A 26,479-nucleotide genomic window follows, 5' to 3' on the forward strand; every position below is an offset into this window, starting at 1 on the left:
CGCGAGCCGCAAGGACGACTTCCACGTGACCCCACCCAGACGCCCGTTGCTCAGACGATCCGTATCCGCCTCTCTCTCGCTGGCACTCGCCGCGTTCGGCACCGCTGCCGCCGTGGTGCTGTCCAGCGCCCCCACCGCCCAGGCTGCGGGGGTCCCCGCCCCCTCACCCCTGGCCGTTCCCGGTCGCGGTGCGACCGTTCCGTTCAAGGAGCAGGAAGCCGAGTACGCGGCCACCAACGGCACGCTGATCGGACCGAACCGCCTGTACGGCACGCTGCCGTCCGAGGCATCCGGCAGACAGGCCGTGACCCTGGACGCCGTCGGCGAGTACGTGGAGTTCACGCTCACCGCGCCGGCCAACGCGATGTCCTTCCGGTACTCACTGCCGGACAACGCCGCGGGATCGGGCCGGGACGCCTCGATCGACGTGAGAGTGAACGGCGCCTCCCCCAAGGCGGTGCCCGTCACCTCGAAGTACGGCTGGTACTACGGCGGTTACCCGTTCAACAACAACCCGGGTGACACCAACCCGCACCACTTCTACGACGAGGCCCGGACCATGTTCGGCTCGACCCTCGCGGCCGGTACGAAGGTCCGGCTGCAGGTGTCCTCCACCTCCGCCTCGCCCTCGTTCACCATCGACCTGGCCGACTTCGAGCAGGTGGCCGCGCCGACCGCCAAGCCGTCGGGCGCACTCGACGTCGTCTCCGACTTCGGCGCCGACCCGACCGGGGGCGCCGACTCGACCGCCAAGATCCAGGCGGCCGTGGACGCGGGCAAGGCGCAGGGCAAGGAGGTCTACATCCCGCAGGGCACCTTCCAGGTGCGCGACCACATCGTCGTGGACAAGGTGACGCTGCGCGGCGCCGGCCCCTGGTACTCCGGGCTGACCGGGCGCGACCCCTCGAACCGGAGCAAGGCCGTCGGCGTCTACGGCAAGTACGCCGCGCAGGGCGGCAGCAGCAACGTCACGCTCAAGGACTTCGCCATCATCGGCGACATCCGGGAGCGCGAGGACAACGACCAGGTCAACGCCATCGGCGGCGCCCTGTCGAACTCCACCGTTGACAACGTCTGGATGCAGCACACCAAGTGCGGCGCCTGGATGGACGGCCCGATGGACAACTTCACCATCAAGAACAGCCGCATCCTGGACCAGACCGCCGACGGCGTGAACTTCCACTACGGCGTCACGAACTCCACGGTCACCAACACCTTCGTCCGCAACACCGGTGACGACGGACTGGCGATGTGGGCGGAGAACATCCCGAACGTGAAGAACAAGTTCACGTTCAACACGGTGATCCTGCCGATCCTCGCCAACAACATCGTGACGTACGGCGGCAAGGACATCACCATCTCCGACAACGTCATGTCGGACACCATCTCCAACGGCGGCGGGCTGCACATCGCCAACCGCTACCCGGGTGTCAACTCCGGTCAGGGCACGGCCGTCTCCGGCACCACGACGGCCGCCCGCAACACCCTGATCCGCACCGGCAACAACGACTACAACTGGCAGTTCGGCGTCGGCGCGATCTGGTTCAGCGGGCTCAACGAGCCGATCAACGCCACCGTCAACATCTCCGACACCGAGATACTCGACAGCTCGTACGCGGCGATCCACGTCATCGAGGGCGCCACCAACGGGCTGCACTTCAACAACATCAAGATCGACGGCGCCGGCACCTACGCGCTGCAGATCCAGGCCCCGGGCACAGCGACCTTCACCAACGTCGTGGCCACGCACATCGCGCAGGCCAATCCGATCCACAACTGCGTAGGCAGCGGCTTCCAGATCACCCGGGGCGCCGGCAACTCCGGCTGGTACGCCGATCCGCCCGCCTGCACCGGCACCTGGCCGACCCCGGTGTGGACCAACGGCGGTGTGCCGCAGGGCGGCACCGGCCCGACCGACCCGCCCACCGATCCCCCCACCGACCCGCCCACGGACCCGCCGGCCGACCCGGGCAACCTCGCCCAGGGCCGCCCGGTCACCGAGTCGGGCCACGCGGACGTGTACGGCGCGTCCAACGCGGTGGACGGCAACGCCAACACCTACTGGGAGAGCACCAACCACGCGTTCCCGCAGACCATCACCGTGGACCTGGGGGCGGCCAAGGCCCTCAAGCGGCTGGTCCTCAAGCTGCCACCGGCGGCCGCCTGGGCCACCCGTACGCAGACGTTGAGCGTGTCGGGCAGCACCGACAACAACACGTTCAACTCCCTCAAGGCATCGGCGGGTTACACCTTCGACCCGTCGAGCGGCAACAAGGCGACCATCACCCTGCCCGGCACGTCGGCCCGCTATCTGCGGCTGACGGTCACCGGCAACACCGGATGGCCGGCGGCGCAGCTCTCCGAACTGGAGGCGTACACCAGCTGAACCGGCACACGGCCGATCGCCGGACGGGCCGCAGCGCGCGCCCGTCCGGCGGTCGGTTCTGCCGCTCCCGCTACTTCAGCGTGTAGGACTTCGCCGCCGCTGCCGCCTGGGCCGGCCTGACGACCTTCAGGCCGCCGGGGGTCTTGGCGTTCGGCTTCATGATCACGCTCTGCCGGGTGGAGGGCGCCGCCGGGTCCGAGAAGTCGTGCGACATCCCGAAGTCGCTCCCGAAGTCCTTGATGGTCAGCAGGGCCTTGTCGACGCCCTCCCGGGTGAGGTCCTTCGCGGCGCAGGCCTTCGTCAGCGCCTCGCCGTACAGGGTCGCCGCGGTGTATCCCGCGATGACGCCGTTGTCGAGACCGTCCTTCGGGTACTGGGCCCCGTACTCCTTGGACAGCTTGGCGGGGCCTGCGCCGGGGTCACCGATGGGCAGGGTGGACGCGGCGACGTAGTAGTCCTTCAGCAGGGCCGGGCCTGCCTGGGTCTTCAGCAGCTGAGGGGCGAAGGCCGAGTTGTTGCCCACGACCGGGACCTTGAAGCCGGTGGCGGCGGCGACACCGACCAGCGAGGCCGCCTGGCGCGGGCCCGCGCTGACCACGATGGCCTTGACACCTGCCTGCTTGAGCGCCGCGACCTGGGCGGTCATGTCGTTGTCGGTGGGCTTGATCTTCTGCTCCACGACGGTGAGGCCCGCCTCCTTCGCCGCGTACTTCGAACCGGCCAGGGCGTTCTCGCCGTAGTCGCCCTCGAAGTAGACATGACCGATCTTGTCGCCCTTGGCGATCCGCTTCTCGGCGAGGAGGTAGTCGATGGCGTTGATGGTCTCGACGTCGTACGTGGATCCGATGACGCGGACGTACTTGCTGCCGAGCAGGTTCGCCGACCAGGCCTGCGGCAGGACGAGTCCCTTGTCCTGCCCGTCGATGCGCTGCTCGACCGCCGCCACGAACGGCGAGCCGATGAACTGGACGAAGCCGAGCACCTTCGGCTCCAGCTCCGTGTAGCCGGCAATGGCCTTCTGCGGGTCGTAGCCGTGGTCGCGGACGGTCAGCTCGATCTTCCGCTTGCAGATGCCGCCGGCCGCGTTGGTCTGCTTGACCCACAGCTGCTGGGCCTGGGTGACGCTCTTGCCCAGGGAGGCGTAGACCCCGGTCATGTCGGTGAGCGCACCGAGGGAGATCGTCGAGGCGGTGACGCCTTCGCCGGTCTTCACACCGCCCTTGTCCTGGGCTCCCTCGTCGGAGCTCTTGGCCTTCTCGCTGCAGCCCACGAGAGTGAGGGCGAGGGCCGCGCACACGGCCCCGAACACACGCAGTTTCATTTCTTCTCCCCTGAGTTCTTCAGACGTGTCAGGCCACCGGGCACGAGCCGTGTCAGCCCGCCGGGCAGGAACAGAACAGCCGCGACCACCGCGGCGCCGTACAGATAGCGCGAGGCCTCGCCCGGTGCCAGACCGCCCGTACCGGGGGCGGAGACCAGGGGCAGGGAGTCGCTGTAGTGGGTGAGCACCTGCGGCAGCAGCGAGACGAAGGCGGCTCCGACGACCGCTCCCGCCACGGTGCCGAGCCCGCCGATGACGATCATGGCGAGGTATTCGAGGGACAGGACCATGCCGAAGTACTCGGGCACGGTCCGCTGGAAGACCAGTGCGAGCAGCACGCCCGCGAGTCCGGCGTACATGGAGGACAGGACGAAGACGGCGGCGCGGTAGCGGGCCACCGGCACTCCCATCACGCCGGCCGCGATGCGGTGGTCGCGGATGGCGTTCAGCGCCCTGCCGGGCCTGCCGCGCAGCACACCGCGGGCGAAGAGCCCGCTGAGGAGCAGAGCGAGCAGCGCCGCGTACCAGAGCTTCTCGGACGACTGGAACGGCACCGCCGCCACGACGACCTCGGTGTCGTCGAAGTCGAAGCCGAACAGCGAGAGCGGCGGTACGGCGCGGCCGTTGAAACCGCCGGTGAGGGACCCGGCGTTGAACAGCACGTGCTGGCCGATGAAGATCAGCGCCAGGGTGGCGATGCCGAGGTATGCCCCGCGCAGCCGGCCGGCGATGGGGCTGAACAGGCCGCCGGCGACGCCGGCGAGGAGCACGGCGAGCACGGCGGCCAGCCAGCTGGGCAGGCCGAGTCCGGTGAGGTCGTGCCCGTTCTCCGTGCTGCTCTCCCCGGCCAGGACGCAGTAGCCGTACGCGCCGACCGCGAGGAAGAAGGCGTGCCCCATGGAGAGTTGGCCGGTGGCTCCGGTGAGCAGGTTGAGCCCGATGGCACCGATCGCGGCGGCCATCGCGAAGAGCCCTGCCTGCAGCCAGAAGCGGTCCAGGTAGAACGGGAACGCGAGCAGGAGGACCGATCCGAGAACCCAGAGGTACGTGCGTGGGTGGCGCAGCCGCGCGGCGATGCCCGCCAGTGGCGCGCCGACCGCTGCCTTCGCCGGGGTCTCGGCCGTGGTGCCGGCAGTGGTCGGGTTCGTGGTCTCAGACACGGGCGAGCTCCTTCGTACCGAAGAGTCCGGCGGGCCGCAGGAGCAGCACGAGCACCATCACCAGGTAGGGGGCGAGGTCGCCGATGCCGCGGCCCAGGAAGGAGAGGTCGCTCTGGTAGCCGGTGGCGAGCGATTCGGTGACTCCGACGATCAGCCCCCCGGCCAGTGCCCCGGTCGTCGAGTCCAGTCCGCCGAGGATCGCGGCGGGGAAGGCCTTGAGCGCGGCCAGTGAGGTGGCCCGTTCCAGGCCCGGCGTGGGGAAGACGGTGAGGAAGAGCGCGGCCACCGCGGCGAGTGCTCCGGCCACCGCCCACGCGGCGAGCGACACCCGGCCGAGCTTGATCCCCATCAGGGCGGCGGTCTGCGGGTTCTCGGCGGCGGCCCGCATCGACACCCCCCAGGAGGTGAAGCGGAAGGCGAGCAGGAACACGGTGATGAGGAGGGCGGCGGCGACGAACGCCGCGATCCTCGTCTGGGCGAGGGTGACATCGCCGATGGTGACGACCCGGTCGCCCCAGGGGTCGCCGAGCGAGAGCACTTCCGTGCCCATGCGCCGGGTGAGTTCCGTGGTGAGGAGGATGTCGACGCCGATGGTGACGATGGCCAGGACGCTGTGGTCGCTGCCCCGGTAGCGGCGCATCACCAGGAACTCGACGGCCGCCCCGACGACGGCCGCTCCCGCGATGCCGACCGCGAGCGCGGGCCAGAACCCGATGTCGTCATGGAGGACGGCGGTGACGTAGCCGCCGGCGAGCAGCAGGGAGGCGTGGGCGAAGTTGACGACCTCGGTGGCCTTGAAGATGACGACGAAGCCGAGCGCGATCAGGGCGTAGACCGAGCCGATGGACAGGCCGCCGAGGAGGAGTTCGATGAAGGTGGTCATTCCTGTGCCCCCAAGTAGGCCTGGACGACGGCCGGATCGTTCTGGACCTCGGCGGGGGTGCCGCCCGCGATCCTGCGTCCGAAGTCGAGTACGGTCACGGCGTCCGCGAGCCGCATCACCACTCCCATGTCGTGTTCGACGAGCACGATCGAGATGCCGAGGCTCTTGCGCACCCCGGCCACGACGGCTGCGGTGCGCCGCCGTTCGTCGGCGGTCATCCCGGCGACGGGTTCGTCCAGGAGGAGGACCTGCGGCTCCATGCACAGCGCCCGGCCGAGCTCGACGAGCTTCTGCTGCCCGTACGGGAGGGCCCCGGCGGGCCGGTCCAACTCCTTTTCCAGCCCGATGAATTCGGCGATCTCCCGGACCCGGTCAAGGTGCCGGGCGGCTTCGCGGGCAGCTGACGGCAGCCGCAGTCCGCTGGCGAGGAACCCGGCGCGGGTGAGCCGGTGCCGGCCGAGCAGCAGGCTGTCGGCGACGGTGGCGTGCGGGGGCAGCGCGATGTTCTGGAAGGTCCGGGCGACACCGAGTGCGGCGATGCGGTGCGGGGCCATTCCGGTCAGCTCCGTCGTCCCGAGGCGGACGCTGCCGGACGCGGCCCGGTACACCCCGGAGAGCACGTTGAAGCAGGTGGACTTCCCGGCGCCGTTGGGGCCGATGACGGCGTGCACGCTGCCCGGTTCCACGGTGAAGGAGATGCCGTCCAGGGCGGTGAGCCCGGCGAAGCGGACGGTGACGTCCCGGACGTCGAGGGCGGCCGGGGCGGTCCCGACCGGGGCGGCTTCCTGGGTGGCCCTCATGCGGACCACCTGCTCAGGGTGCGCGCGGAGCCGGCGGCCCGGTCCGCGTCCGCGGCGGCCGTCTCGTCGACCACGCCCAGGTAGCGCCGCCGCACTTCGTCGGACGCGGTGAGCTCGTCGGCCGGTCCCTCCAGGGTGACCTCGCCGACCTCCAGGACGTATGCCGTGGAGGCGAGCCGCAGGGCGATCGCCGCGTTCTGCTCCACGAGCAGGACGGACGTGCCCGCCGCGTTGATCTCCTGGACCGTCTCGGCGATCTTCGCGGCCATCAGGGGGGCGAGACCGAGCGAGGGCTCGTCGAGCAGCAGCAGCCGGGGCCGGGCCATCAGGGCCCGCCCCATGGCCAGCATCTGCTGCTCGCCGCCCGACAGCAGTCCGGCGCGCTGGTGCGCGCGCTGGGCCAGCACCGGGAACAGTTCGTGCACGCGGGCCAGGGCGCCCGCCGACGCCTTGCGGCCGCCGCGGGCCCCCAGGGCACCCGCCCGCAGATTGTCGGCCACCGTCATCCGGGCGAACACCTGTCGTCCCTCGGGCACCTGGACCACTCCGGCGGCCACCACCTGGGCGGGGCGCAGCCCGTCCAGGTGGCGCCCGTCGAAGCGGACGGTGCCCGTGCCCGTACCGCGGTGGAAGCCGAGGGTCCGCGAGATGGCCCGCAGCAGCGTCGTCTTCCCCGCCCCGTTGCCACCGAGTACGGCGGTGATCGCGCCGGCCGGCACATCGAGGGAGACGTCGCGCAGGGAGCGTACGGGGCCGTAGCCCACGGACAGTCCTCGGATCTCCAGCGTTGCCATGCGTCCTCCTCCTTCCGCCTTGTCGTCGAATCGACTCGTCGAGTCGTGTGGCGCGGTGGCTGCGACCGGCGTTCCCGACCGGGTACGCCACCGGCGCCGTGGGGCCACAGACCAGCAGCGGGCGGGCCGCCCGTCCACGGTGCCCGGCCGAAACGCTGCGGGTGACCAGTGCGGGAGGCCGCTGGTTGTGCACGCGCACAGAGGCGGGCCGTCCGCTGTCGCCCGGCGTCCGGGCCGGTGGCATCCTCACCACGGCGCTCCGGCGACTGGGCCGGTGTGCGGCGGCGGTCCGCAGCGTGTGCGGAGGGACGGGGCGGGCATGCGGCAGCGCGGGAACGAGCGGGAGTGGGCGCTGCTCGACGCGCTGCTTGAGGACGAGACCGGGCCGGGCCTCACCGCGCTCGCCGCCACGGTGCTCGGGCTGGCGGAGTCGGGCCGTTACGCCGTGGCCGTGGTGGCGGTGCAGGAGCCGGTACGGGAGCGTCCCGGTCCTGCGCACCGGCCGGCGGGCGCACCCGGGCTGCGGTTCCTCTGGCGGCCGCGGCCCGGCCGGGAGATCGCCGTGGTCGCGCTGGGCGAGGCGGAGCCTGCCGCCGTCGCCGCGCTCCTGGCGGACCGGGGGGCGGGCCCCGGGGGCGTCAGCCCGGCCGTGGACGGCCTCGCCGGCCTGGGTACCGCCCGTCGGCTGGCCGAGGCGGCGCTGCTGACGTGCGGCTCCGGCGGGGAGGACGTCGTCTGCCTGGCCGGCCGGGTCCCCGCGGCACTGGTGGCCGGCCAGCCGGCGGTCGCGGCCTACCTGGCCGGGGACGTCTTCGGCCCGCTCCTGGCCCGCGACCCGGCGGACCGGGCCCTGCTGGTCTCGACCCTGGACGCGTGGCTGGAGTGCGACGGGTCGGCGGGGCGGGCGGCGCTACGGCTGTGCTGTCACCGGAACACGGTGCTGAACCGGTTGCGGCGCCTGGAGGGGCTGACCTCGCGGTCGTTGTCACGGCCGCGGGAGCTGGTGGAACTGATGCTGGCACTGGACGCGGTACGGCTGCTGCCACCGGGGGCACCGCCCCGGACCCTCGCTCCGCAATCGCCGGAGGGGCTTGAAGTGCCGGGTGCTGCGTGGCTCTCATCCGCGTCGGCGTTCGGGGCGCGGGGCGCGTGGGCGGGGGCCCGGCGGTCAGCCGCGCCCCCGCCCACGTCACCTCACCGCAGGAAGTCCCGCGCGATCGCCTCCGCCACCCGCTCCAGCAGCGGCCCCGCCTCAGCCATGCTCACCGCAGGATCCGGCTCCAGCTCGGTGAGGGCGTACGCGCGACGGATCCCCGCCCGCCCCAGCGCTTCCGGCGCCAGCGCGAGGCGGCCGCAGACGGCGACGACCTCGATGCCGGCCGCGCGGGCCGCCGCGGCCACGCCGGCCGGGGCCTTGCCGTGCAGGGTCTGCTCGTCGAGCGAGCCCTCACCGGTGATCACCAGCGTGGCCCGGGCCAGCGCGGGAGCGAAGCCGAGGACGTCGAGCATCACCTCGATCCCGGGCCGGAAGCGCGCGCCGAGGGCGACCAGCGCCCCGTACCCGATGCCACCCGCCGCTCCCGCACCCGGCAGCGCCGCGTGATCCGGCCCCAGCACGGAGGCGTAGTGCGTGAGGGCCGCGTCGAGTACCGCGATGTCCGCCTCGGTCGCGCCCTTCTGGCGCCCGTACACCTCAGGCGCGCCCTTCGGCCCGGTCAGCGGATTGTCGACGTCGCTCGCCAGGATCAGGTCGACGCCGTCCAGCCGCGGGTCGAGCCCGGACAGATCGGCCGAGGCCAGCTCGGCGAGTGCGCCGCCGCCCGGGCCCACGGGCTTGCCGTCCGCGTCCAGGAACCGCGCGCCGAGCGCGGCCAGCATGCCCGCGCCACCGTCCGTGGTCGCACTGCCTCCGACCCCGAACACGATGGTCCGCGCACCCGCTTCGAGCGCGGCGAGCAGCAGCTCGCCGGAGCCGTACGTGGTCGCGGTCAGCGGGGCGAACACGCCGGCGGGCAGATGCTGGAGGCCCGAGGCCTCCGCCATCTCCACCACCGCGGTGCCCTCACGCAGGGCGTACGCGGCAGTCACCGGCTCCCCCAGGGGGCCGGTCACGCGCGCCTCGCGACGCTCGAATCCGGCGGCCACCGCCGCCGCCACCGTGCCGTCGCCGCCGTCCGCCACGGGCAGGGTCTCGACCTGCACCTCGGGGGCGACGCGCCGCAGCCCGGCCGTCACCCGCTCCGCGACCTGCACGGCCGTGAGCGAGCCCTTGAACTTGTCCGCCGCGACGAGCACGCGTGCGGTCTCCATCACTGCTCCGTCCGTCACCTTGAATCCCTTTGCTTTCGAACAGGCAGTCGCGCCGCCCCGACCCTATCCGGACGACCCGCTCCCTGCCCATGGGTGTCCGTGCCCTGGACCTGCGGCGTCCTCGGCCGGGCACCGTCCGGACATGCGTGCGCCGGCCCTTCCTGCATGGAGGGCCGGCTGCAAGCGGCTGGGAAACGCAGGCCGTCGGGCCTGGACGGCACGTCACGTACGGCTACGGGGAGCCACCACCTGGCGCACGTGGGCTCACGTCACTGGACGCGGGATTTGGCCGGTGCCCGCTCCGTGTCGTCGTCATCGTCGTCGTCGGATCCCGGTACGTAGACGTCCAGGACCTTGATGTTGATTTCGACGACTTCGAGCCCGGTCATCGTCTCCACCGCATCGGTGACGTGGGTGCGGATGTTCTTCGCGGCCTCCAGGATGGGGATGCCGTATTCCACGACGATGTCGACGTCGATGGCGGTCTGCTTCTCACCGACCTCCACCTTCACCCCGCGACCGGGGTCGTTGGAGCGGGAAACCCTGTCCTTGACCGCCCCCATAGCCCGCGAGGCGCCCCCGCCGAGGGAATGAATTCCGTCGGTCTCGCGCACGGCTATGCCGGCGATCGTCGAGACCACGTTGTCCGCGATGACGGTGGTCCCCCGCGTACCGCCCGTCGTGTCACTAGCCCCCAGTGCAGTGCCGCTCTGACTGTCGTTTGTCGCCATGAGTTCCTCGCACAGAGTTGTTCTGGGAGGGGGCGGACCGGCCTCGACGGATGCCTTCCGCCGACCTGTGCCCCCAGTTCCACTGTGCTCCGGATACGGGACCTGCGCCATTCGGGTGGGTGGGGACGGGCCTTGCGGAATTCGCATCGCCGTCAGCGGCCCGGCTTTCCCCGGACCCGCCCTCAGTTCCGGGGCAGCAGACTGCCGAGCGGCCCCAGGTCCAGGTTGAGGTCCTCCGGACGTACGCCGTGCTGCTCGCAGAGTTCCGTCATTCGCTGGTCGAGCATCATGAGCGTCGTGCCGATCTCATCGGTCTGGTCATCGGTGAGATCACCCTGGTCGATGCGGCGCAGGGCCTGACGCTCCATCAACTGCCGTAGCAGCTCGACCACGGTGAGGACCAGAGTGACGAGGTCGCGCCCCATCTTCTCGGAGTCCAGGTCGACTCGTGAGGTCGTCACAGCGGCCCACTGTCCGCCCACGGGGCAGGTACGCGTTCGTTCACCGAGGACAGCAGGGCGTGCAACGAGACCCGTACGAGCGGGACATCTGCGATAGCGATCACCAGGTCCCCGCTGATGACGACCCCGGTGCCAAGGATCCTGTCCAGGAGGTCCACCAACGGCACACCGATGGGCCCGCTCAGGGCGCCCGGACTGTCCCACGGAACCACTTCATGCGTCACGGCTCACACCTCGCCGACGAAGGAGTAGGGGACCCACGGACCCGAGACCTCGATCTCCGCACCGGTCCGTTCCCGCAGGCTCCTGGCCAGCAGGTCCAACTCGGCTGCCCGGTGCTCGGCGACCAGATAGGTGGCGTTGAGCACCTGGACCCTGTGGTCGCCGGCAGCGCCTTGACCGTGCGGCCTGAGCCGACGGGACGCTTTCGCGATGCGGCTCACGTCCGCGTCGATCTCCTCGGCGACGCGCAGGGAATCCTCCTGCCGCTGCTCGCGCTGCGCCTGCAGGTTCCGTTTGCGGTCCAGGTAGGCGCGCCCCGCTCCGGGGGCCGGGCGGGCCCGGTCGGCCTGCGCGCCCGGCTGCTCTGCCGCAGGACTGCTCCCACCGCCCGGCGACTGGGGGGCGTACACCTTCACACCCCATTCAACATGGTGCGCCACACGTTTGAGCGCCGTGTGGAAGCGCGCCGATTCGGCGTTCAGCGCGCTCCTGGCCCTGGCCTCGCCGTTGTACAGCGTGGCCAGCGGCAAGGGCACGGTGGGCGAGTGCGCGGCGACCACCGACACGACGGCGTGGTGGGCGCGCGCGTACCGTTCGAGTTCCGCCTCGTCCGTCAGGCGCTCCTGCCAGGCCGCGTCCGTGAACTCGGCCGACCGGACGCTCTGCACGATCGCGGTGAGCGACCCGAAGGAGAGGGAACGGACGGGTGACTCCTGGGCGACTCCGGTGATCCCGTCGAGGTCCACGGGTTCCTCGGCACGGCAGACCGCGTACACGTAGAGGGCGTTCGCATCCGAAGCCTCGGGACTGCGCTCCGTCATGTGTTTCTGTTCTCCCTGCATCATCGCTCGGGCGTGTCTGTCTCTTCGGAGTTGGATTCGAGTGCCTTCAGGCGTTGACGCAGCTCGCGGTTCTCTTCCTGGAGAGCGCTCCGTGACGCCTGGGAACTGAGCGCCGGGTCGTTCTCCCACCAGTCGATCCCGGCCTTCTTCGCGGTGTCCACGGATGCCACGAAGAGGCGGAGCCGGATGGTGAGGAGTTCGATGTCGAGGAGGTCAATCTTGATGTCCCCGGCGATCACGATGCCCTTGTCGAGGACGCGTTCGAGGATGTCGGCGAGGTTGGTGGTCTGCGGACCGGCGACAGGGTAGGAAGCACCCTGCCGGAAGTCGAGGTCAGTCACTGCGGGCCCTTCGCGATCGCTGCTTCGCGGGAGATCCCCGCCTTCTGGGCGGCGCCTCCTCCTCTTCCTCTTCCTCTTCTTCTTCCTCCTCCGGTTCCTCTTCTTCCTCCGGTTCCTCTTCTTCCTCTTCCTCGTCCTCGTCCGTCAGCTCGTCGTCGTCCTCGTCCTCATCGTCGCCGTCCTCGTCGTCCCACTCCTCCTCGCCGTCCTCCTCGTCCTCGTAGCCCTCCTCGTCCTGGCCCTCTTCGTCCTCTGCTTCTTCCTGTTCCATGGCCTCTTCGTGGGACACCACGACTTCTCCGTCGCGGATCTCCCCACGCCACCCGTCCGGTTCCTCCTCGGTGAGGGTGACGTACCGCTGGAAGTGCTTGAAGTCGAGTCGCACGCGGCGCCCCTGGGCACGCCAGAGGTTTCCCGTCTTCTCGAAGAACCCGGCGGGGTAGTACTCCATGACCAGGACGATGCGCGTGAGAGACGGTGTCAGTTCGTGGAAGCTGACGGCGCCGCGCGTGGTGCCCTTGGCTCCTTCGGAGGTCCAGACGATGCGCTCGTCGGGCACCTGCTCCTGAACGGTCGCCTTGAAGCTGCGCGAGGACGGCCCCACCTTGACCTTCCAGTCGCTGGCCCCCTCGTCGCCCATCGAGACGTCACGCACACCCTTGGCGAAGCTGCTGAACTGGTCGTACTGGGTCCAGTGGTCGTAAGCGGTCCGCAGCGGCACTCCCACGTCGAGCACCTCGACGATGTTCATGATCTTGCCGCCGCTGGCCTTGCGCTTGCCCTTGCCGCCGCCGCCGAAGGCCTCCTTGGCCTTGTCCACGACGTTGTCCTTGACGCCCTTGGCCTTCTCCCCGATGAAGGCCTTGACGGGTGAGTCGCCCTTGAGGATGCGGGAACCGATGGCCGGCAGGGAACCGCCGTTCTCCGCGACATCGGTCAGCTGACCCGTGACGTCCGTCAGCTTGTCCCCCGCCTTCTCGGCGAGTTTCCCCACCTGGCTGGTGAGGAAGCCGGACAACTCCTCGCGGAGCTTGTCCATTCCGGACTCCTGCGCCTCAGGCTCTGCGTTTTCCGTCCTGGCCATGGCTCGCTACCTCCGACCACTGGTGCGCTTGGATGCAGCCCGCTTCGTTGACGACGCCTTGCCCGATGCCGTCTTCTTGGCCGGAGCCGTCTTCTTGGCTGCGGCCTTCTTGGCCGGAGCGCTCCTCTTGGCCGCCGCCTTCTTGGCCGGCGCGGCCCGCTTGGAGGCCGCCTTCTTGGCCGGGGCGCTCTTCTTGGCCGCCGCCTTCTTGGCCGGGGCGCTCTTCTTGGCTGCGGCCTTCTTGGCCGGGGCGCTCTTCTTGGCCGCCGCCTTCTTGGCCGGCGCGGCCCGCTTGGAGGCCGCCTTCTTGGCCGGGGCGCTCTTCTTGGCCGCCGCCTTCGTGCCCCGGGAGGCCTTACTCTCCGCAGCGCTCTTCGTGGCGCCCGGCTCGGACCGCCGGGAGGCACGCTTTCTCGGCTGCCTCTTCTCCGGCTCCTCCTCGGGCTCGCTCTCCTCTTCCTCGTCTACCGGCTGATCGTCCTCCTCCTCGTCCTGCTCTTCCTCCTCGTCGTCGTCGGGCTCTTCCTCGTCCTCGTACTCCTCGTCCGCGGGTTCTTCTTCGTCCTCGTCGGGCTCTTCCTCCTCCTCTTCCTCCTCGTCCTCGTCCTCGTACTCCTCGTCCGCGGGTTCGTCCTCGTCCTCGTCCGCGGGTTCCTCTTCGTCCTCGTCCGCGGGCTCTTCTTCGTCTTCGTTCTCGTACTCCGCGTCTTCGTCGTCCGGCGTCTCGTCGTCGTACTCGTCGGCCTCGTCCTCGTCCTCGTCGTGCGGAGGTTCGAGGAGACGGGCCGTGCGGTCGCTGATCGTGTCGGCCAGAGAGCTCATGCTGCGGTTGGCTGCGGCGGTCATGGCCTTGCGGCCTGCGTCGAGGACCTCGCCACGTAGCTGGTCCTGGAGTTCGGCGAACTGCGGGACCTCCCCGAGACGCCGCAGGCCTTCCGCGGCGAGCTGGCGGGGTTCCAGCCCGAAGCGCCGGCCCGCCAGATAGGTGGCGACGGTGATGGCCAGCCGCCCTTTCTTGGTACGGCCCAGCACGTAGCCACCGACTACGGCGGCCGCCAGGGTCACCTTGGTCTGGTCTTCCATGAGCACGTCACCTTCGATCGATCTGTGCCGGGCCGACCCGTGCGGCATGCAGCCGGTCAAGCAGGCGTTCCTCTTCCCGTTCGAACTCCTCCAGAGTGATGTCTTCGGCCTCGAGTTCCTGATTGAGCACGGCCAGCTGCGTACGGAGTACGGCCGGGTCGTGCAGCTCGCGCTCGGCAGCGTCGTTGAGCTTCTCCGCCACCCAGACCACGCCACGGACCGGCGCGATCGGGAGTGTGAGGAGGCCGGTGATCAGTCCCATGTCACTCCCCGCCCACGGATACGGGCACAGGGAGCGCCGCGGAGGAGACGAAGCTGTAGCAGGGCAGCGGTCCGGCGAGCCGGAGCTCCACATGATCCCCATGGGCCTGCGCGAAGTTGCGAGCCGTGGTGAGGAAGGTGCCGGTGGCGCTGTGGTCGACGAGGAAGGAGATGTTCAGCGCGCACCCTGGGACCTCGGGTCCCGCAGCCACCGCATGGGCCCTGGGCTCCAGTTCCCGCAGGATCCGCCGCCCGGCCGCGGCCGCCCTCCGGGTGAGAGCGGCGGCGATGGCTTCGCCCAGCCGGACACTGGCCTCGTAGCCGGGGTGCCGCCGCGCGGCCTCGCGGAGCTGCCGGACGTTCTTCTCCTCGGCCACGAGGGCTGCCAGCGCGTTCTGCGCCGGGAGCGCCTTGACGTTGATCTCGATGCGGCCCGCCAGCTGGTCCAGGGTGGCGCCGTGCGCGGACTCGGCCGCGGCCAGCTGCTGAAGGATCGTCTCCTCGTCCGGCGCGACCATGCCGAACCGCATGGGCAGGACGGGGCCTTCGTCCGACAGGCGCATCAGCAGGTCCTGGTGCGCCAGCAGGTCCCTGCGTCGTGCGCGGAGCTGCGGCGGCGCGTCGCTGATGACCGCGTCGAGCCGGCCCTGCCTGATCGTCCGGAGGGTCGCGGGCGGTGACCCCACGCCGGCTGCGTCCTTCGGGAGCGCCGTTCCCGCCCGAAGGATCGCGTAGACGTACACACCGTCGGCTGTCACGCGCTTGCCTCCGCGCGTCGCCGTCGGCTCTCACCGCTACGGGCCGGAGCCCGCCGCTTCCTCGGCCGCTCCTGCGGCTCGTCCTCGTCCTCGTCATCGGACTTGTCGTCCGCGCCCACCGCTTTTCGCACCGTGTCGCCCACGCTCTCGGCGGCACTGCGCACCTTGCGCTTGCCGACGGACTTGGCCACACCGCCACCGAGCAGTTCGGGAATGGTGGTGCTGCCCGAATCCCGCTCCAGGTCGAGCCGGTTGCAGGCTTCCGCGAACCGCAGGTAGGTGTCCACACTCGCGACGACGATGCGTGCGTCGATCTTCAGGATCTCGATACCGACCAGCGAGACCCGGATGAACACGTCGATGACCATGCCACGGTCAAGAATCAGTTCCAGCACGTCGTACAAGGTGCCGGCGCGCGGGGGGCAGGCCACTACTTCGTCGGAGTAGGTGGTCGCGGTCATGGAATGTCCTTCCAGCAGGGGAGCGAAAACGGATCACTCGTCGGCTGCACCACGTCGGTAACGCCGGACCCTGCGGTATTCCAGGAGTTCACCGGCCCGATCGAGCTGCACCTCGTAGGAGGCGAGGAGGCTTGTGGTGTCGGGAATCCGGGGACCTCCAGAACGTCCACCACCACACACCAGCCGTCGTCGGAACGCCGGACAGCGGACACACCCTCCGTGGGGTGGCCGATCAGCCCCTCAAGGCTCTTGCAGGCAGCATTCGCCGCGTGCTCCGGCCCCCGCGCGGACTTGGCGCGGTGAGCGGTCGCCGTCTTGGAGCTCCCGGCGGATGTGCGACGTTGTTCTGCCATAAGGCCAGTCTGGTCACTCCCGCCGACTACGCATCTTGAGCGAATCCATCAGTGCGAGCGACGGCTGTCCAGGCGGAGCGGGGAGAGGGCCGGGCGCACTCAGCAGTCGCCCGGGTGCCGGTCCTCCTGGCCGGAGCTGCCAGAACACGCATATGCGCAGGTGGAAGGGTTTCGCTGCACGGTTTCGCGACCGTTCACAGGAGAGGGCGCAGACCGTGCCGGCTGACCAGGGACCACGGCGGCCGGGGTGCGCGTGCGCATCAGCTGGAGGACTTGCCCGCCGTCGGGAGTGGCGAGGCGGGGGCCGTGGTCCGGCGACCGGCTCGGTAGCGGCCCGGGGTTGTTCCGACGATGTCGGTGAACGCCGCGATGAAGCTGCTGGGGTTGGCCCATCCGCAGGCGTAGGCGGTTCGGGTGGTGTCATGACCGTCGGCGAGGAGCACCAGCGCGTGGTGGACGCGCAGCTGCGTGCGCCACTCGTAGAAGGTCATGCCGAGTTCGCCGCGGAACAGTCGGCTGAGGGTGCGGGTGCTGGCTCCGATCGTCTTCCCGAGTTCGGCCAGCGTGGCGTTGTCCGCCGGCGTCTCGTACAGCATCCGGGCGATGGCCCGCAGCCGGTCGTCCTGTGGCTCCGGCAGGTGCAGGGGCTGTTCGTGCGCGTCGCGGAGTTCGTCGACGAGGACGCGATGGAGGCGGGTGCGCGCGGAGCGGCTGTGGTCGGGCGCGGCTCCGTCCTGGTCGCGGGGGCCGGTCAGGGCGAGCAGGACCTCGCGGGCCAGCCCGGAGGCGAGGAACACGGCGGGATGGTCCGGTACGAGCCGGGCGAGGGAGGGCGCGAGGAACACGATCCGCATATCGGTGTCGCCGTGGGCGCGGTGGTGGTGCGTGAACCCGGCGGGGGTCCAGGCGACCCGGTTGGCGGGAACGATAGAGGTGCCGCGCTCGGTGTGAACGGTGAGGACGCCGGCGGCCGCGTACACCAGGTGCCCCCGTGCGTGCGACTGCATCGCGCTCGTCGCGCCGGACGGCCAGAGGTGGCGCCCGCCGGACGGCCACATGTGTGAGGTCGCCCCGGTGCTCCGGCGAGGTTGGCGGTGTACGGGCATCAGTTGGCATCGTATCGGTAGCAAGCCACGCCTCGCCCCCGTGACACTGAACTGCATGCGGAGGGGTCCACGATCGCGCAGAGCGCCGGGCCGATCCGCCTGGCATCGAGGCAGCGTGCCTCATGCCGCGGCACGAGCAAGAAGGAGAAGAGCATGGCGACGTATCTCCTTGTTCCCGGCGCCTGGAAGGGTTCCTGGTCTTTCGAGGCGGTGGTTCCGCTGCTGGAGCGTGCCGGTCATGCCGTTCACGCCCTGACCCTGACCGGGCTGCGGCCGGACGACGACGACGCGACGGTCGCGGCCGCCAACCTCGACACGCACGCCGACGACGTGCTGCAGGTCCTCGATCGCTCCCACCTGACCGACGTGACGCTGGTCGGCCACAGCTACGCCGGGATGGTGATCGCCGCAGCCGCCGACCGTGCCGACGGCCGGATCTCGCGACTGGTGCATCTCGACGCCTACGTACCGCGGGACGGCGATTCGTGCTGGTCGTCGACGAACGACCACTTCCGGGAAGTGTTCACCGCCGGCGCTGCGGCCACCGGCTACGCCGTCCGCCCGCCGGGCAACGGCGATCCCCGCCGCCGTCCGCATCCCCTCGCCTCGTTCCTGCAGACGATCCGGCTCACCGGCGCCCTCACCCAGGTGCCCCGCCGGGAGTTCGTCTACTGCTCGGGATGGGAGAACCGGACACCGTTCGCCGGACTCCGCACCCGGCTCCAGGCCGATCCCGGCTGGCAGGTCCACGACCTCCCCACCGCACACGACGCGATGCACGAGGCCCCGGAGGCGGTCGCCGCACTCCTGCTCGGCGAGTGAATCGCGGGTGCGTCGACGCACGGACGACGGGCTGCCGTTGAAGCCGCACCAGCTCAGTTCGGGGTGGTGCGGGCACCGGCTCCCTCAGCCATGCCCGGCCTCGATCCGGCGCGCTGCTCCCGCGCGCGACGCTGAGGCGTGGCGCACTGCTCTCCGCACCACGCCTCAGCGTCGTTCGACCGCATAAGTGAACGCCTCTCGGTGCTCATGACAGCTCTCACGTCCGTCACGTGCCCGCATGCCCAGGTCCGAGGCCAGCCTCCGTGCCAGCTCGCGGGCCTCGCCCCTCGGCGCGACGCCTTCGACGTATTCGAGGAAGCCCATCAGTGCCTGCAGTTCGCCGGTATGGAATGCCACGTCGACGAGTTCCTGCTTGTCCGCGGTGAGCGCGCTCACTGCCCGCTGCTGGTACGCGTCGGTCCGCAGGGAGGAGAACCTGCTGTCGTACCACGTCTCGTCGGCGCCGGCGGGGGCCTCGAAGGCCTGGAGCCTGCCGAGCAGCACGCGCGGCTCCTTGTGCGGGACCCGGTAGAAGGGCCGCTCCTCGCTGCCCGCGCTGTTCGCGTCCAACTGCACTTCGGAGAGGAAGGCGGCGACGCGTCTCGGCTCGGGAAGCAACCCGTCCCCCATCCAGCGGGCCGATTCCAGGAGGGTCCGGCCGGAGCCCTCAGGTATCCGGAAGAAGCACCACCCGGAGACTCCGCACCACAGGAGACCCGCATCCCCGCCGTCGCTGACCAGCCGTCGTCTGAAGGCCTGCGTGAACTCCACGCTGCCCTCCACATCTCCACCAAAAGCGTCCTGACTCCGGTCGTCATAGGCTCCGTAGGAGGAGATGGAGGCCACCGGAAGGCCTTCGTCCAGGAGTTGCCCCGCCACGGCCACCATGTAGTGGCCTATCGCGGATTCGAGGTCTTCCCGCAGCTGAGAACGGTCTTCTTTGTACGGCACGGTAGTTCTCCAGTGTCCAGGGCGGGGTGTCCGCGCTCACTGCCACTGCCCGGAAAACGCCTCTTCACGCGGGCTACACATCTTCGGTCCGGTATCTGAGCGCCCCCGGGGCGACTCGGGGAATCCTGCTGACCCGCCGTCACGGCATCCTGTACGGCGAAAGGGTGGCAGCGCGGAAGGCCGGCACTTCCGTTGGCCGGGCGGCGGCCCTCCCCCACCGATGCCGCGGCGGCCGGTGTCGGAGGGGGCCGGTACGGTCCGCTGCATGAGCGACCTGTCTTCCCTGCACACCACCAGGGCCTCGTACGACACCGTGGCCGTCGACTACGCCTCGCTGCTCGCCGACGAGCTCGCCGCCAAGCCGCTGGACCGTGCGATGCTCGGCGCCTTCGCCGAGCACGTGACGGCGGAGGGCGACGGGCCGGTCGCCGATCTCGGCTGCGGGCCGGGCCGGGTGACGGCGTATCTGCGGGACGCCGGGCTGTCCGCGTTCGGTGTCGATCTGTCGCCGGGAATGGTGGCGGAGGCCAGGCGGCGTCACCCGGGCCTCCGGTTCGAGGTGGGGACGATGAGCGCCCTGGACCTGGCGGACGGTTCACTGCGTGGCGCTCTCGCCTGGTACTCGCTCGTCCATACCCCGCCGCAGGAACTGGGGCCCTACGTGACCGAGTTCCATCGGGTGCTGGCACCGGGCGGCCATCTGCTGCTCGCCTTCAAGGTGGGCGACGAGCGCGTCCGGCTGGAGCACGCGTACGGCCATCCCGTGGACCTCGATGTGTACCGGTTCTCCCCCGACCGGGTGGCCGAGCTGCTCCGACGGACGGGTTTCGCGGTGCAGGCCCGGCTGGTACGGGTGGCGGACCCGGGCGAGAGCACTCCGCAGGCCTTCCTGCTCGCGCAGAAACTCCCGCAGGCGGCCGCATAGAAGCGCGCCGGAGGCCGCACGGAAGCCCCGTGCTGGAGGCCGCCCGGGACGCCGCGCAGACGCCGGCCAGGAGCACCGCGCCTTAGGTGTCGCACCATGCGGCGACTGCGGCTACGCGTCCTGCTGCGGCGCGGCCTGCCCTTCCTTGTGGCGCCGGTAGTAGCGGGCCACCCGGGCGCGGTTGCCGCAGCGCGCGGCCGAGCACCAGCGGCGGCGCGGGTTGGCGGGCACGAACAGCAGGGTGCAGTCGTCCGCCTCGCACTCACGGACCGTACCGATGACCGGATCCGCCAGCAGACCGACCACCGCCTCGGCGAGCGCCGCGGCCGTCCGCACCCCGAGGGGGCCGGAGCGGCGCACTGTCGCCACGACCTGTCCCCCGCCCCACTCCGCGTACCGGACGGCGGGGGCGGCGAGCTGCGCCTCGTTGAGGCCGTGCAGGGCGGAATCCGGAGGGCGTTCGCCGTTGCGGGCCCGCCCGATGGCATCGGCGGCGTGGGCGCGGACGGCCTGCACCGCCGCCAGATCGGCGGGCCCTGCCGCCTCCTCCCCCTCCGCCGCCCCTGGCAGCCGGCCGGCCTCCAGGGCCAGCCAGCTCAGCAGCCCGGCCGCGTCGGCCAGGTGATCGACCGGGGCGCCGCCCGGCGGCGGGTGCGGAAGCGTGTTGAGCAGATCCAGGGCGAGCGGTTCGCCGGTCAGCGGCTCGGGCTCAGTCATGACCCTAATGCTACCTGAACCACTTGACGCATTAGGTACCGCCCGCATAGAACTAATGCATCAGGACACCAAGGAGGCATGTGAACATGGCGATTCAAGCTGTTCCCCACATCCGTCACCGGCACATCGAGGTCGACGGCGTGCGCGTCTTCTACCGGGAGTCACTTCCTGCGGGACAGGCGGACGACGCCCCCGTGATGCTCCTGCTGCACGGCTTCCCCTCGGCCTCGCACCAGTTCCGGCGGCTCATGGACGCCCTCGGCGCCCACTACCGGCTGATCGCCCCGGACTACCCGGGCTTCGGCCACAGCGACGCCCCGGCCTCCTCGGCCGCCGGCGGCCCGTTCACGTACAGCTTCGACCGGCTCGCCGACATCACCGAGGGCTTCGTGCAGCGGCTCGGCCTGTCCCGCTTCGTGATGTACGTCTTCGACTTCGGCGCCCCGATCGGGTTCCGGCTGGCCGCCCGGCACCCGGAGTGGATAGCCGGACTGGTCGTCCAGAACGGCAACGCGTACACCGAGGGACTGTCGCAGCACGCCCGCGACTTCATCGCCCTGCGGCCGGAGGCAGCCGGAGCCGCCGACACGGTGCGGTCGCTGCTCACCCTGCCCGCCACCCGCGGCCAGTACGAGGGTGGCACCGCCGATCCGGAGCTGGTAGCACCGGACGGCTGGACCCTGGACCAGCACTTCCTCGATCTGCCGGGCCGCACCCAGCCGCAGCTCGACCTGGCCTTCGACTACCACTCCAACGTGGCGCTCTACCCGCAGTGGCAGGCCTGGTTGCGCGAGCACACCCCGCCGGCGCTCATCGTCTGGGGCACGGGCGACATGTTCTTCCCGGAACCCGGGGCACGCGCCTACCTGCGCGACCTGCCGGACGCCGAACTGCACCTCTTCGACACCGGGCACTTCGCCCTGGAGGACCGCCTCCCGCAGATCGCCCCGCTGGTCGCGGACTTCCTGGACCGCACCTGGGCGGCGGACAGGCCGTAGCGGGACGGTCGGCGGCACCGCTCAGTCCTCCGTCAGTTCCTCCCGGACCCGGCGCGAGGGGCGGAACTCGTACAGGTCCAGGATCCCCGGCGGGTCCACGAGCCCCGGGCCTCCCGCCTCGACCCATCCGGCGATGTCGGCTATCGCGTCGGCGTCGTTCACCAGGCCGAGCCAGACCGGTCGGCCACCGGCCCGGCGACCGTCGGCGGACGGCTGGACGACCACGACGTCGGCCTGGTCACAGGCGTCCAGACAGTCCACGACCCGGACCCTCGCGACCCCGTCGAGCGGACGGCGCAGAGCGGCAAGCAGCCCCGCGTGGTCCACCCCTCGATCTTCGGCGTCCCGCAGCAGCAGCCCCGGCAGACGCTGACAGTGGGCCGGAGCGCACCCGTACCGGGCGCACCGGCACCCCTGCGGTCACGGCGGCTCATGCGGGCAGACTCCGGTGCGCGGCGTGGATGATCATCGTGGGACTGTACCGGGACACCTCGACGGCTCGAACACCCGAGCCCCCAGGCTGCCGCATGCGGTAATGTTGACGGCTGCGAAGGGGAGTAGCCCTGCAAACCGGTCGTCGACACACTGGAACCTCCGGGTTCCCGGTGGCCGGGCTCGTGGATCATTGCGGGCGGGCGAGACCTTCGGTCAGGTATGACACGCCCGCGTCCCGTGGGCGTCGCCGTCATGCCGGGCCGAGTGGTCCTCCGAAAAAGCCCGAGCGGCACTTCGCGGAAGATCCGGGGCCCGGCACTTACAGAAAGCCACCCGGAATGCATCTCGACCCCTGGCGATCCTCACCGCTTTCGGGCTGATCTTCCTCGCGGAGCTCCCCGACAAGACGATGTTCGCGTCGCTGGCCATGGGCACGCGCATGCGCCCGCTCTACGTCTGGTTCGGCACCTCGTCGGCGTTCATCGTCCACGTCGCCATCGCGGTCGGCGCGGGAGGCCTGCTCGGGCTGCTGCCCGACTGGATCGTCAAGCTCGTCTCGGCGTCCCTCTTCGCGTTCGGAGCGTTCATGCTGCTGCGCGCCGGCGGGGACGACGACGAGGACGAGGACGGCCCGAAGACCGTGACCGGCTTCTGGCCGGTGTACTCGACCGCGTTCATGGCCGTGTTCATCAGCGAGTGGGGCGACCTCACCCAGATCACGACGGCCAACCTGGCCGCGAGCAACGGGGCCTGGTCCACCGCGATCGGCTCCGCGGCCGCCCTGATGTCCGTATCGGCACTGGCGCTGCTCGCGGGGCGCTTCATCGCGAAGCGCGTACCGCTCAAGACGGTCCAGCGCATCGGCGGCCTGTGCATGCTGGGGCTGGCGATCTGGACGGTCACCGAGATCTTCACCGGCTGACACGCGTGTCCCCGCACCGGGTGGTGCGGGGACACGGAACACCGGTGCGGGGCGTCCGGCGGTGGGCCGGCCCGCCCGCACCGGATATGGAGACACCGACACCACTGCGGGGTGCAAGACGCCAGAAGCTAGAAGAGTGCGGGGGTGGCGTCCTGCGTACCGTTCTCGAAGGCCAGCAGCCGCTGCTTACGGTCGAGGCCGCCGCCGTAGCCGGTGAGGCTCCCCGAGGCTCCGATCACCCGGTGACAGGGCACGACGATGCTGACCGGGTTCTTCCCGTTGGCCAGTCCCACCGCGCGCGAGGCGCCCGGCTTGCCCAGGATCCCGGCCAGTTCGCCGTACGAACGGGTCTCGCCGTACGGAATCCGCCGGAGCTCCGCCCAGACGGTGCGCTGGAACGGGGTGCCGTCCAGGTGCAGCGGGAGGTCGAACTCCCGGAGCTCACCCGCGAAGTAGGCGTCCAGCTGTCGGATCGCCTCGGTGAAGGGCCGAGGATCGGATTCGCCGAACGTCACTTCGGGCGGCCGGTGGCGGTGCTCGGTCATGTAGAGGCCGGCCAGGACCCGGTCGGTGGCGACGAGGGTGAGCGGGCCGTAAGGACTGTCGACCACGGTGTGCTGCCGGGTCACGGCGGTGGTGCGAGTTACGGACACGATGAACTTCCTTATGCGGGAAGGTGGTTGATGGGGTGGTCGTCGACGGTCCACAGATACTGGACCGCGTACGCCCGCCAGGGGCGCCAGGCCGCCGCGCGTGCGGTGAGTGCGGCCGGTGTCGAGGGCAGGCCGAGCGCCTGTGCCGACCGCCGGATGCCGAGGTCCGTCGGCAGGAAGGCGTCCGGGTCGCCGAGCGCCCGCATGGCGATGACCTCGATGGTCCAGGGACCGAAACCGGGCAGCGCGGCCAGTTCGGCCCGCGCCTTCTCCCAGTCGGTGTCGGTACCGAGCCGCAGCGAACCGTCGGCCAGCGCGTCGACGAGAGTGGTGAGCGTCCGGCGACGGCTGCGCGGCAGGGCCAGCTGCTCGGGGTCGAGGCCGGCCAGCGCCTCGGAGGACGGGAAGAGGTGGGTGAGGCCGCCCTCAGGGTCGTCGACGGGCGTGCCGTGCGCGGTGACCAGCCGGGCCGCGTGCGTGCGGGCCGCGGCGGTCGACACCTGCTGGCCGAGCACGGCCCGGACGGCGAACTCCGCGCCGTCGACGGTTCTCGGCACCCGCCGGCCCGGCGCCTTGTCGACCAGCGGGGTGAGCAGCGGGTCGGCGCGCAGCTGTTCGTCGACCGCGACCGGGTCCGCGTCCAGGTCGAGCAGCCAGCGGCAGCGGCTGATGGCGAGGGTGAGGTCGCGCGGGTCGGTGAGCGAGAGGCGGCAGGCGATGTGGTCGGGGCGCGGGGTGAGGGCGACGATGCCGTGCCCGTACGGCAGATCGAGCGTGCGGCGGTACGCGCCGTCGCGCCACTCCTCGACGCCCGGCACAGCCGTCGCGGCGAGGTGCCCGAAGAGGTTGCTGGGGTTGAGCGGGGCGCGGTACGGCAGCCGCAGCTCTATCACGCCGGGCGTGGCCGGAGGCTTCGCCGACCGGGCGGCCCGGCTGCGCAACTCCCCGGCGCGAGGGCGAAGACCTCGCGGACGGTGTCGTTGAAGGTACGGATCGAGGCGAACCCGGCGGCGAAGGCCACCTCGGCCATGGGCAGTCCGGTGGTCTCGATCAGCACCCGCGCGGTCTGCGCGCGCTGCGCCCTGGCCAGTGCCAGCGGCCCCGCCCCGAGCTCGGCGAGCAGTTGCCGCTCGATCTGCCGGGACGAGTAGCCGAGCCGGGTGGCGAGACCCGGCACGCCCTCCCGGTCGACGACCCCGTCCCGGATGAGCCGCATCGCACGGGCGACGGAGTCGGCCCTGGCGTTCCATTCCGGGGACCCCGGGCTCGTGTCCGGCCGGCAGCGCTTGCAGGCCCGGAACCCGGCCTGCTGGCAGGCGGCGGCGCTCGGGTAGAAGGTCATGTTCTCGACCTTGGGCGGTACGACGGGACAGCTCGGCCGGCAGTAGATCCTGGTGGTCACGACGGCCGTGAAGAACCAGCCGTCGAAGCGGGAGTCCTTGGACCGGACGGCCCGCACGCAGCGCTCGGTGTCGGTGTGCATGGTTCAAGCATGGGGCACCGAGGTGGCTGTGGCTGGCGAGAATCCGACATCGACCTCGCACTGCCAGGAACTCTTCGGCCTCCCGTCCGGCCCGGTCCCTGGCAGGTCATGAGTTGACAGGGAACGCCGCGGTGAGAGGCTTGAAGAGGCTCGGACGCCCCCGTGAACGGGCCGGAGGCCCGCCGTCCCGCGCGTTCATCGGGTCGTTCGTCTCCGTGGGTACGGAGATGTGGTGCCCGGGCACAGAGAGACAAGGGAGACCCCGACATGACGGACGCGTCGTCCACGCCGATCTGTTCGCATCTGGACGAGGTGCGGCGAGTCACCCCGGACAGCCCCGACTCCTGTCCGGAGTGCGTCGCGCAGGGTGACACCTGGGTGCACCTGCGCGAGTGCCAGAGCTGCGGGCACGTGGGATGCTGCGACTCCTCCCGCAACAAGCACGCCACGGCCCATCGCTCCGCCACGGGCCATCCCCTGATCCGCTCGTACGAGCCGGGCGAGACGTGGTGGTGGTGCTACGACGACCAGGTGACCTTCGACGTCGACGGCGTCGGGCCGGCCCGGGCAGCCTGAACGGACACCACCGCCCGCGCCCCGGGCCCGGTCAGACCTGGGCCGCCAGCGCCTCCTCGAACTCCACGTACGCGTGCGCGTCGAACAGCACGAACCGCACCTCCTCGACCGGCGCGGCGGCCTCCGCCAGCACCGTGCGGACAGCGATCCGGGCCCCGTCGTCCATGGGCCAGCCGTAGATGCCGGTGGAGATCGCGGGAAAGGCCACGGTCCGGGCCCCCAACTCCACTGCGACGCGCAGGGCTTCGCGGTAGCAGGACTCCAGCAGCGCCGAGCGGTCCTCGGTGCTGCTCCACACCGGGCCCACCGTGTGCACCACCCAGCGGGCGTCGAGCTTCCCGGCGGTGGTGGCGACGGCCTGCCCCGTCCGCAGCCCCTTGCCGTACCGCGAGGCGCGCAGTTCGCGGCAGGCGGCCAGGATTTCCGGGCCACCCCGACGATGGATCGCACCGTCCACCCCGCCACCGCCGAGCAGGGAGGAATTCGCGGCGTTGACGACGGCGTCGACGGACTGCTTGGTGATGTCGCCTCGCACGAGGGTGATGGTGACGGCGGGAGGTGTGCGCATACCGCCATCATGCCGGTAACGGGTGTCTGCGCGGGTAGTTGAGCGCTCGCGCGCCGGGACTGCTGTCTTTCG

27 protein-coding genes and 4 pseudogenes are annotated in these 26,479 nt (G+C 70.8%); 7 read left to right on the forward strand and 24 right to left on the reverse strand.

Translation table 11 applies throughout. The features are described 5' to 3' along the window. Positions 1-25: 25 nt before the first annotated feature. A complete protein-coding gene (locus LNW71_RS02080) occupies positions 26-2,386 on the forward strand; it encodes a discoidin domain-containing protein (protein WP_250966645.1) in 2,361 nt (786 codons plus the stop codon). A gap of 70 nt (positions 2,387-2,456) precedes the next feature. On the opposite strand, the gene LNW71_RS02085 is transcribed toward LNW71_RS02080, so the two are convergent. From LNW71_RS02085 to LNW71_RS02105, 5 genes are read right to left on the reverse strand one after another with little or no spacing between them, the layout of a single operon-like run. Next, on the reverse strand, positions 2,457-3,707 hold the full coding sequence (locus LNW71_RS02085; RefSeq protein WP_250966646.1) for an ABC transporter substrate-binding protein: 1,251 nt from the start codon (positions 3,705-3,707) through the stop codon (positions 2,457-2,459). Further along, entirely contained in the window at positions 3,704-4,867 is a 1,164-nt protein-coding gene (locus tag LNW71_RS02090; RefSeq protein ID WP_374119322.1) for a branched-chain amino acid ABC transporter permease, read from the reverse strand. The genes LNW71_RS02085 and LNW71_RS02090 overlap by 4 nt, the downstream gene beginning before the upstream one ends. Beyond that, positions 4,860-5,750, reverse strand: coding sequence for a branched-chain amino acid ABC transporter permease (locus LNW71_RS02095; protein WP_250966647.1), 891 nt, complete (start codon positions 5,748-5,750; stop codon positions 4,860-4,862). The genes LNW71_RS02090 and LNW71_RS02095 overlap by 8 nt, the downstream gene beginning before the upstream one ends. After that, positions 5,747-6,550, reverse strand: coding sequence for an ABC transporter ATP-binding protein (locus LNW71_RS02100; RefSeq protein ID WP_250966648.1), 804 nt, complete (start codon positions 6,548-6,550; stop codon positions 5,747-5,749). Before LNW71_RS02100 ends, LNW71_RS02095 begins: the two co-directional genes overlap by 4 nt. Continuing rightward, positions 6,547-7,344: an ABC transporter ATP-binding protein gene (locus LNW71_RS02105; protein ID WP_250966649.1), complete on the reverse strand. Its 798-nt coding sequence runs from the start codon at positions 7,342-7,344 to the stop codon at positions 6,547-6,549. Before LNW71_RS02105 ends, LNW71_RS02100 begins: the two co-directional genes overlap by 4 nt. A gap of 319 nt (positions 7,345-7,663) precedes the next feature. Here LNW71_RS02105 and LNW71_RS02110 point away from each other — a divergent pair. Further along, positions 7,664-8,359, forward strand: a pseudogene (locus LNW71_RS02110) (PucR family transcriptional regulator); the annotation flags it as partial. A gap of 179 nt (positions 8,360-8,538) precedes the next feature. Here the strand turns inward: LNW71_RS02110 and LNW71_RS02115 are convergent. The 13 genes and pseudogenes from LNW71_RS02115 to LNW71_RS02175 form a co-directional block, all read right to left on the reverse strand. Next, positions 8,539-9,654 (reverse strand): glycerate kinase, encoded by a 1,116-nt coding sequence (locus LNW71_RS02115; protein ID WP_250971865.1) that lies wholly within the window; start codon positions 9,652-9,654, stop codon positions 8,539-8,541. 269 nt (positions 9,655-9,923) lie between these two features. Then, positions 9,924-10,385: an Asp23/Gls24 family envelope stress response protein gene (locus tag LNW71_RS02120; protein ID WP_250966650.1), complete on the reverse strand. Its 462-nt coding sequence runs from the start codon at positions 10,383-10,385 to the stop codon at positions 9,924-9,926. Between the two features lie 182 nt (positions 10,386-10,567). Then, positions 10,568-10,846: a gas vesicle protein K gene (locus LNW71_RS02125; protein WP_250966651.1), complete on the reverse strand. Its 279-nt coding sequence runs from the start codon at positions 10,844-10,846 to the stop codon at positions 10,568-10,570. Then, a complete protein-coding gene (locus LNW71_RS02130) occupies positions 10,843-11,070 on the reverse strand; it encodes a gas vesicle protein (RefSeq protein ID WP_250966652.1) in 228 nt (75 codons plus the stop codon). Before LNW71_RS02130 ends, LNW71_RS02125 begins: the two co-directional genes overlap by 4 nt. A 3-nt stretch (positions 11,071-11,073) precedes the next feature. Then, a complete protein-coding gene (locus LNW71_RS02135; RefSeq protein WP_250966653.1) occupies positions 11,074-11,889 on the reverse strand; it encodes a GvpL/GvpF family gas vesicle protein in 816 nt (271 codons plus the stop codon). Positions 11,890-11,909: 20 nt separating this feature from the next. Next, positions 11,910-12,251, reverse strand: a complete 342-nt coding sequence (locus tag LNW71_RS02140) for a gas vesicle protein (protein ID WP_250966654.1) — start codon at positions 12,249-12,251, stop codon at positions 11,910-11,912. After that, positions 12,244-13,335 carry an SRPBCC family protein gene (locus tag LNW71_RS02145; protein ID WP_250966655.1) on the reverse strand — a complete coding sequence of 364 codons (1,092 nt, stop codon included), beginning with the start codon at positions 13,333-13,335 and terminating at the stop codon, positions 12,244-12,246. The genes LNW71_RS02140 and LNW71_RS02145 overlap by 8 nt, the downstream gene beginning before the upstream one ends. Before the next feature lie 6 nt (positions 13,336-13,341). After that, on the reverse strand, positions 13,342-14,418 hold the full coding sequence (locus tag LNW71_RS02150; protein WP_250966656.1) for a histone protein: 1,077 nt from the start codon (positions 14,416-14,418) through the stop codon (positions 13,342-13,344). A 7-nt stretch (positions 14,419-14,425) separates the two neighbouring features. Next, positions 14,426-14,680, reverse strand: coding sequence for a gas vesicle protein GvpG (locus LNW71_RS02155; RefSeq protein WP_250966657.1), 255 nt, complete (start codon positions 14,678-14,680; stop codon positions 14,426-14,428). A gap of 1 nt (position 14,681) precedes the next feature. Beyond that, entirely contained in the window at positions 14,682-15,437 is a 756-nt protein-coding gene (locus tag LNW71_RS02160; RefSeq protein WP_250966658.1) for a GvpL/GvpF family gas vesicle protein, read from the reverse strand. Then, the gene (gene gvpJ / locus LNW71_RS02165) at positions 15,434-15,898 is read right to left on the reverse strand and encodes a gas vesicle protein GvpJ (protein WP_250966659.1); all 465 of its coding nucleotides are present in this window, start codon (positions 15,896-15,898) and stop codon (positions 15,434-15,436) included. Before gvpJ ends, LNW71_RS02160 begins: the two co-directional genes overlap by 4 nt. 33 nt (positions 15,899-15,931) lie before the next feature. Further along, a pseudogene (locus LNW71_RS02170) lies at positions 15,932-16,251 on the reverse strand (gas vesicle protein). A 260-nt stretch (positions 16,252-16,511) separates the two neighbouring features. Continuing rightward, positions 16,512-17,258: a helix-turn-helix domain-containing protein gene (locus LNW71_RS02175; RefSeq protein ID WP_250966660.1), complete on the reverse strand. Its 747-nt coding sequence runs from the start codon at positions 17,256-17,258 to the stop codon at positions 16,512-16,514. Between the two features lie 252 nt (positions 17,259-17,510). Between LNW71_RS02175 and LNW71_RS02180 the strand changes: the two genes are divergently transcribed. Then, the gene (locus tag LNW71_RS02180; RefSeq protein WP_250966661.1) at positions 17,511-18,179 is read left to right on the forward strand and encodes an alpha/beta hydrolase family protein; all 669 of its coding nucleotides are present in this window, start codon (positions 17,511-17,513) and stop codon (positions 18,177-18,179) included. A gap of 165 nt (positions 18,180-18,344) precedes the next feature. Here the strand turns inward: LNW71_RS02180 and LNW71_RS02185 are convergent, their stop codons facing one another. Further along, positions 18,345-19,130: a DUF6292 family protein gene (locus tag LNW71_RS02185; protein ID WP_250966662.1), complete on the reverse strand. Its 786-nt coding sequence runs from the start codon at positions 19,128-19,130 to the stop codon at positions 18,345-18,347. A 265-nt stretch (positions 19,131-19,395) separates the two neighbouring features. Here LNW71_RS02185 and LNW71_RS02190 point away from each other — a divergent pair, with 265 nt between their 5' ends. Continuing rightward, positions 19,396-20,055 carry a class I SAM-dependent methyltransferase gene (locus tag LNW71_RS02190; RefSeq protein WP_250966663.1) on the forward strand — a complete coding sequence of 220 codons (660 nt, stop codon included), beginning with the start codon at positions 19,396-19,398 and terminating at the stop codon, positions 20,053-20,055. A 111-nt stretch (positions 20,056-20,166) separates the two neighbouring features. Here LNW71_RS02190 and LNW71_RS02195 read toward each other — a convergent pair whose 3' ends face one another. After that, positions 20,167-20,772, reverse strand: a complete 606-nt coding sequence (locus LNW71_RS02195) for an ABATE domain-containing protein (protein WP_250966664.1) — start codon at positions 20,770-20,772, stop codon at positions 20,167-20,169. A gap of 86 nt (positions 20,773-20,858) precedes the next feature. Between LNW71_RS02195 and LNW71_RS02200 the strand changes: the two genes are divergently transcribed. Next, positions 20,859-21,770, forward strand: a complete 912-nt coding sequence (locus LNW71_RS02200; RefSeq protein ID WP_250966665.1) for an alpha/beta hydrolase — start codon at positions 20,859-20,861, stop codon at positions 21,768-21,770. A gap of 21 nt (positions 21,771-21,791) precedes the next feature. Here the strand turns inward: LNW71_RS02200 and LNW71_RS02205 are convergent. Then, positions 21,792-22,204 (reverse strand): annotated as a pseudogene (locus tag LNW71_RS02205) ((2Fe-2S) ferredoxin domain-containing protein). Between the two features lie 353 nt (positions 22,205-22,557). On the opposite strand from LNW71_RS02205, the gene LNW71_RS02210 reads away from it, so the two are divergent. Then, complete coding sequence (locus tag LNW71_RS02210) at positions 22,558-23,127, forward strand: TMEM165/GDT1 family protein (RefSeq protein WP_250971866.1); 570 nt, start codon at positions 22,558-22,560, stop codon at positions 23,125-23,127. Positions 23,128-23,255: 128 nt separating this feature from the next. Here the strand turns inward: LNW71_RS02210 and LNW71_RS02215 are convergent, their stop codons facing one another. After that, the gene (locus tag LNW71_RS02215) at positions 23,256-23,756 is read right to left on the reverse strand and encodes a methylated-DNA--[protein]-cysteine S-methyltransferase (RefSeq protein WP_250971867.1); all 501 of its coding nucleotides are present in this window, start codon (positions 23,754-23,756) and stop codon (positions 23,256-23,258) included. Positions 23,757-23,791: 35 nt separating this feature from the next. Continuing rightward, positions 23,792-25,263 (reverse strand): annotated as a pseudogene (locus LNW71_RS02220) (AlkA N-terminal domain-containing protein). Positions 25,264-25,530: 267 nt separating this feature from the next. Between LNW71_RS02220 and LNW71_RS02225 the strand changes: the two are divergent. Continuing rightward, positions 25,531-25,839, forward strand: a complete 309-nt coding sequence (locus LNW71_RS02225) for a UBP-type zinc finger domain-containing protein (RefSeq protein ID WP_250966666.1) — start codon at positions 25,531-25,533, stop codon at positions 25,837-25,839. Positions 25,840-25,870: 31 nt separating this feature from the next. Here LNW71_RS02225 and LNW71_RS02230 read toward each other — a convergent pair whose 3' ends face one another. Continuing rightward, a complete protein-coding gene (locus tag LNW71_RS02230; RefSeq protein ID WP_250966667.1) occupies positions 25,871-26,407 on the reverse strand; it encodes an O-acetyl-ADP-ribose deacetylase in 537 nt (178 codons plus the stop codon). Positions 26,408-26,479 lie beyond the last annotated feature (72 nt).

Origin of the sequence: Streptomyces sp. RKAG290, assembly GCF_023701695.1 — a bacterium.
In the GTDB taxonomy this organism is placed as follows: domain Bacteria; phylum Actinomycetota; class Actinomycetes; order Streptomycetales; family Streptomycetaceae; genus Streptomyces.

What these genes read in the sequence shown, in the direction of transcription:
- LNW71_RS02175 (WP_250966660.1), bottom strand. Translation starts at nt 17,258, where the DNA reads ATGCAGTCGCACGCACGGGGGCACCTGGTGTACGCGGCCGCCGGCGTC.
- LNW71_RS02230 (WP_250966667.1), bottom strand. Translation starts at nt 26,407, where the DNA reads ATGCGCACACCTCCCGCCGTCACCATCACCCTCGTGCGAGGCGACATC.
- LNW71_RS02085 (WP_250966646.1), bottom strand. Translation starts at nt 3,707, where the DNA reads ATGAAACTGCGTGTGTTCGGGGCCGTGTGCGCGGCCCTCGCCCTCACT.
- gvpJ (WP_250966659.1), bottom strand. Translation starts at nt 15,898, where the DNA reads ATGACCGCGACCACCTACTCCGACGAAGTAGTGGCCTGCCCCCCGCGC.
- LNW71_RS02135 (WP_250966653.1), bottom strand. Translation starts at nt 11,889, where the DNA reads ATGACGGAGCGCAGTCCCGAGGCTTCGGATGCGAACGCCCTCTACGTG.
- LNW71_RS02180 (WP_250966661.1), top strand. Translation starts at nt 17,511, where the DNA reads ATGGCGACGTATCTCCTTGTTCCCGGCGCCTGGAAGGGTTCCTGGTCT.
- LNW71_RS02200 (WP_250966665.1), top strand. Translation starts at nt 20,859, where the DNA reads ATGGCGATTCAAGCTGTTCCCCACATCCGTCACCGGCACATCGAGGTC.
- LNW71_RS02095 (WP_250966647.1), bottom strand. Translation starts at nt 5,750, where the DNA reads ATGACCACCTTCATCGAACTCCTCCTCGGCGGCCTGTCCATCGGCTCG.
- LNW71_RS02155 (WP_250966657.1), bottom strand. Translation starts at nt 14,680, where the DNA reads ATGGGACTGATCACCGGCCTCCTCACACTCCCGATCGCGCCGGTCCGT.
- LNW71_RS02115 (WP_250971865.1), bottom strand. Translation starts at nt 9,654, where the DNA reads ATGGAGACCGCACGCGTGCTCGTCGCGGCGGACAAGTTCAAGGGCTCG.
- LNW71_RS02150 (WP_250966656.1), bottom strand. Translation starts at nt 14,418, where the DNA reads ATGGAAGACCAGACCAAGGTGACCCTGGCGGCCGCCGTAGTCGGTGGC.
- LNW71_RS02105 (WP_250966649.1), bottom strand. Translation starts at nt 7,344, where the DNA reads ATGGCAACGCTGGAGATCCGAGGACTGTCCGTGGGCTACGGCCCCGTA.
- LNW71_RS02195 (WP_250966664.1), bottom strand. Translation starts at nt 20,772, where the DNA reads ATGACTGAGCCCGAGCCGCTGACCGGCGAACCGCTCGCCCTGGATCTG.
- LNW71_RS02100 (WP_250966648.1), bottom strand. Translation starts at nt 6,550, where the DNA reads ATGAGGGCCACCCAGGAAGCCGCCCCGGTCGGGACCGCCCCGGCCGCC.
- LNW71_RS02145 (WP_250966655.1), bottom strand. Translation starts at nt 13,335, where the DNA reads ATGGCCAGGACGGAAAACGCAGAGCCTGAGGCGCAGGAGTCCGGAATG.
- LNW71_RS02190 (WP_250966663.1), top strand. Translation starts at nt 19,396, where the DNA reads ATGAGCGACCTGTCTTCCCTGCACACCACCAGGGCCTCGTACGACACC.
- LNW71_RS02225 (WP_250966666.1), top strand. Translation starts at nt 25,531, where the DNA reads ATGACGGACGCGTCGTCCACGCCGATCTGTTCGCATCTGGACGAGGTG.
- LNW71_RS02120 (WP_250966650.1), bottom strand. Translation starts at nt 10,385, where the DNA reads ATGGCGACAAACGACAGTCAGAGCGGCACTGCACTGGGGGCTAGTGAC.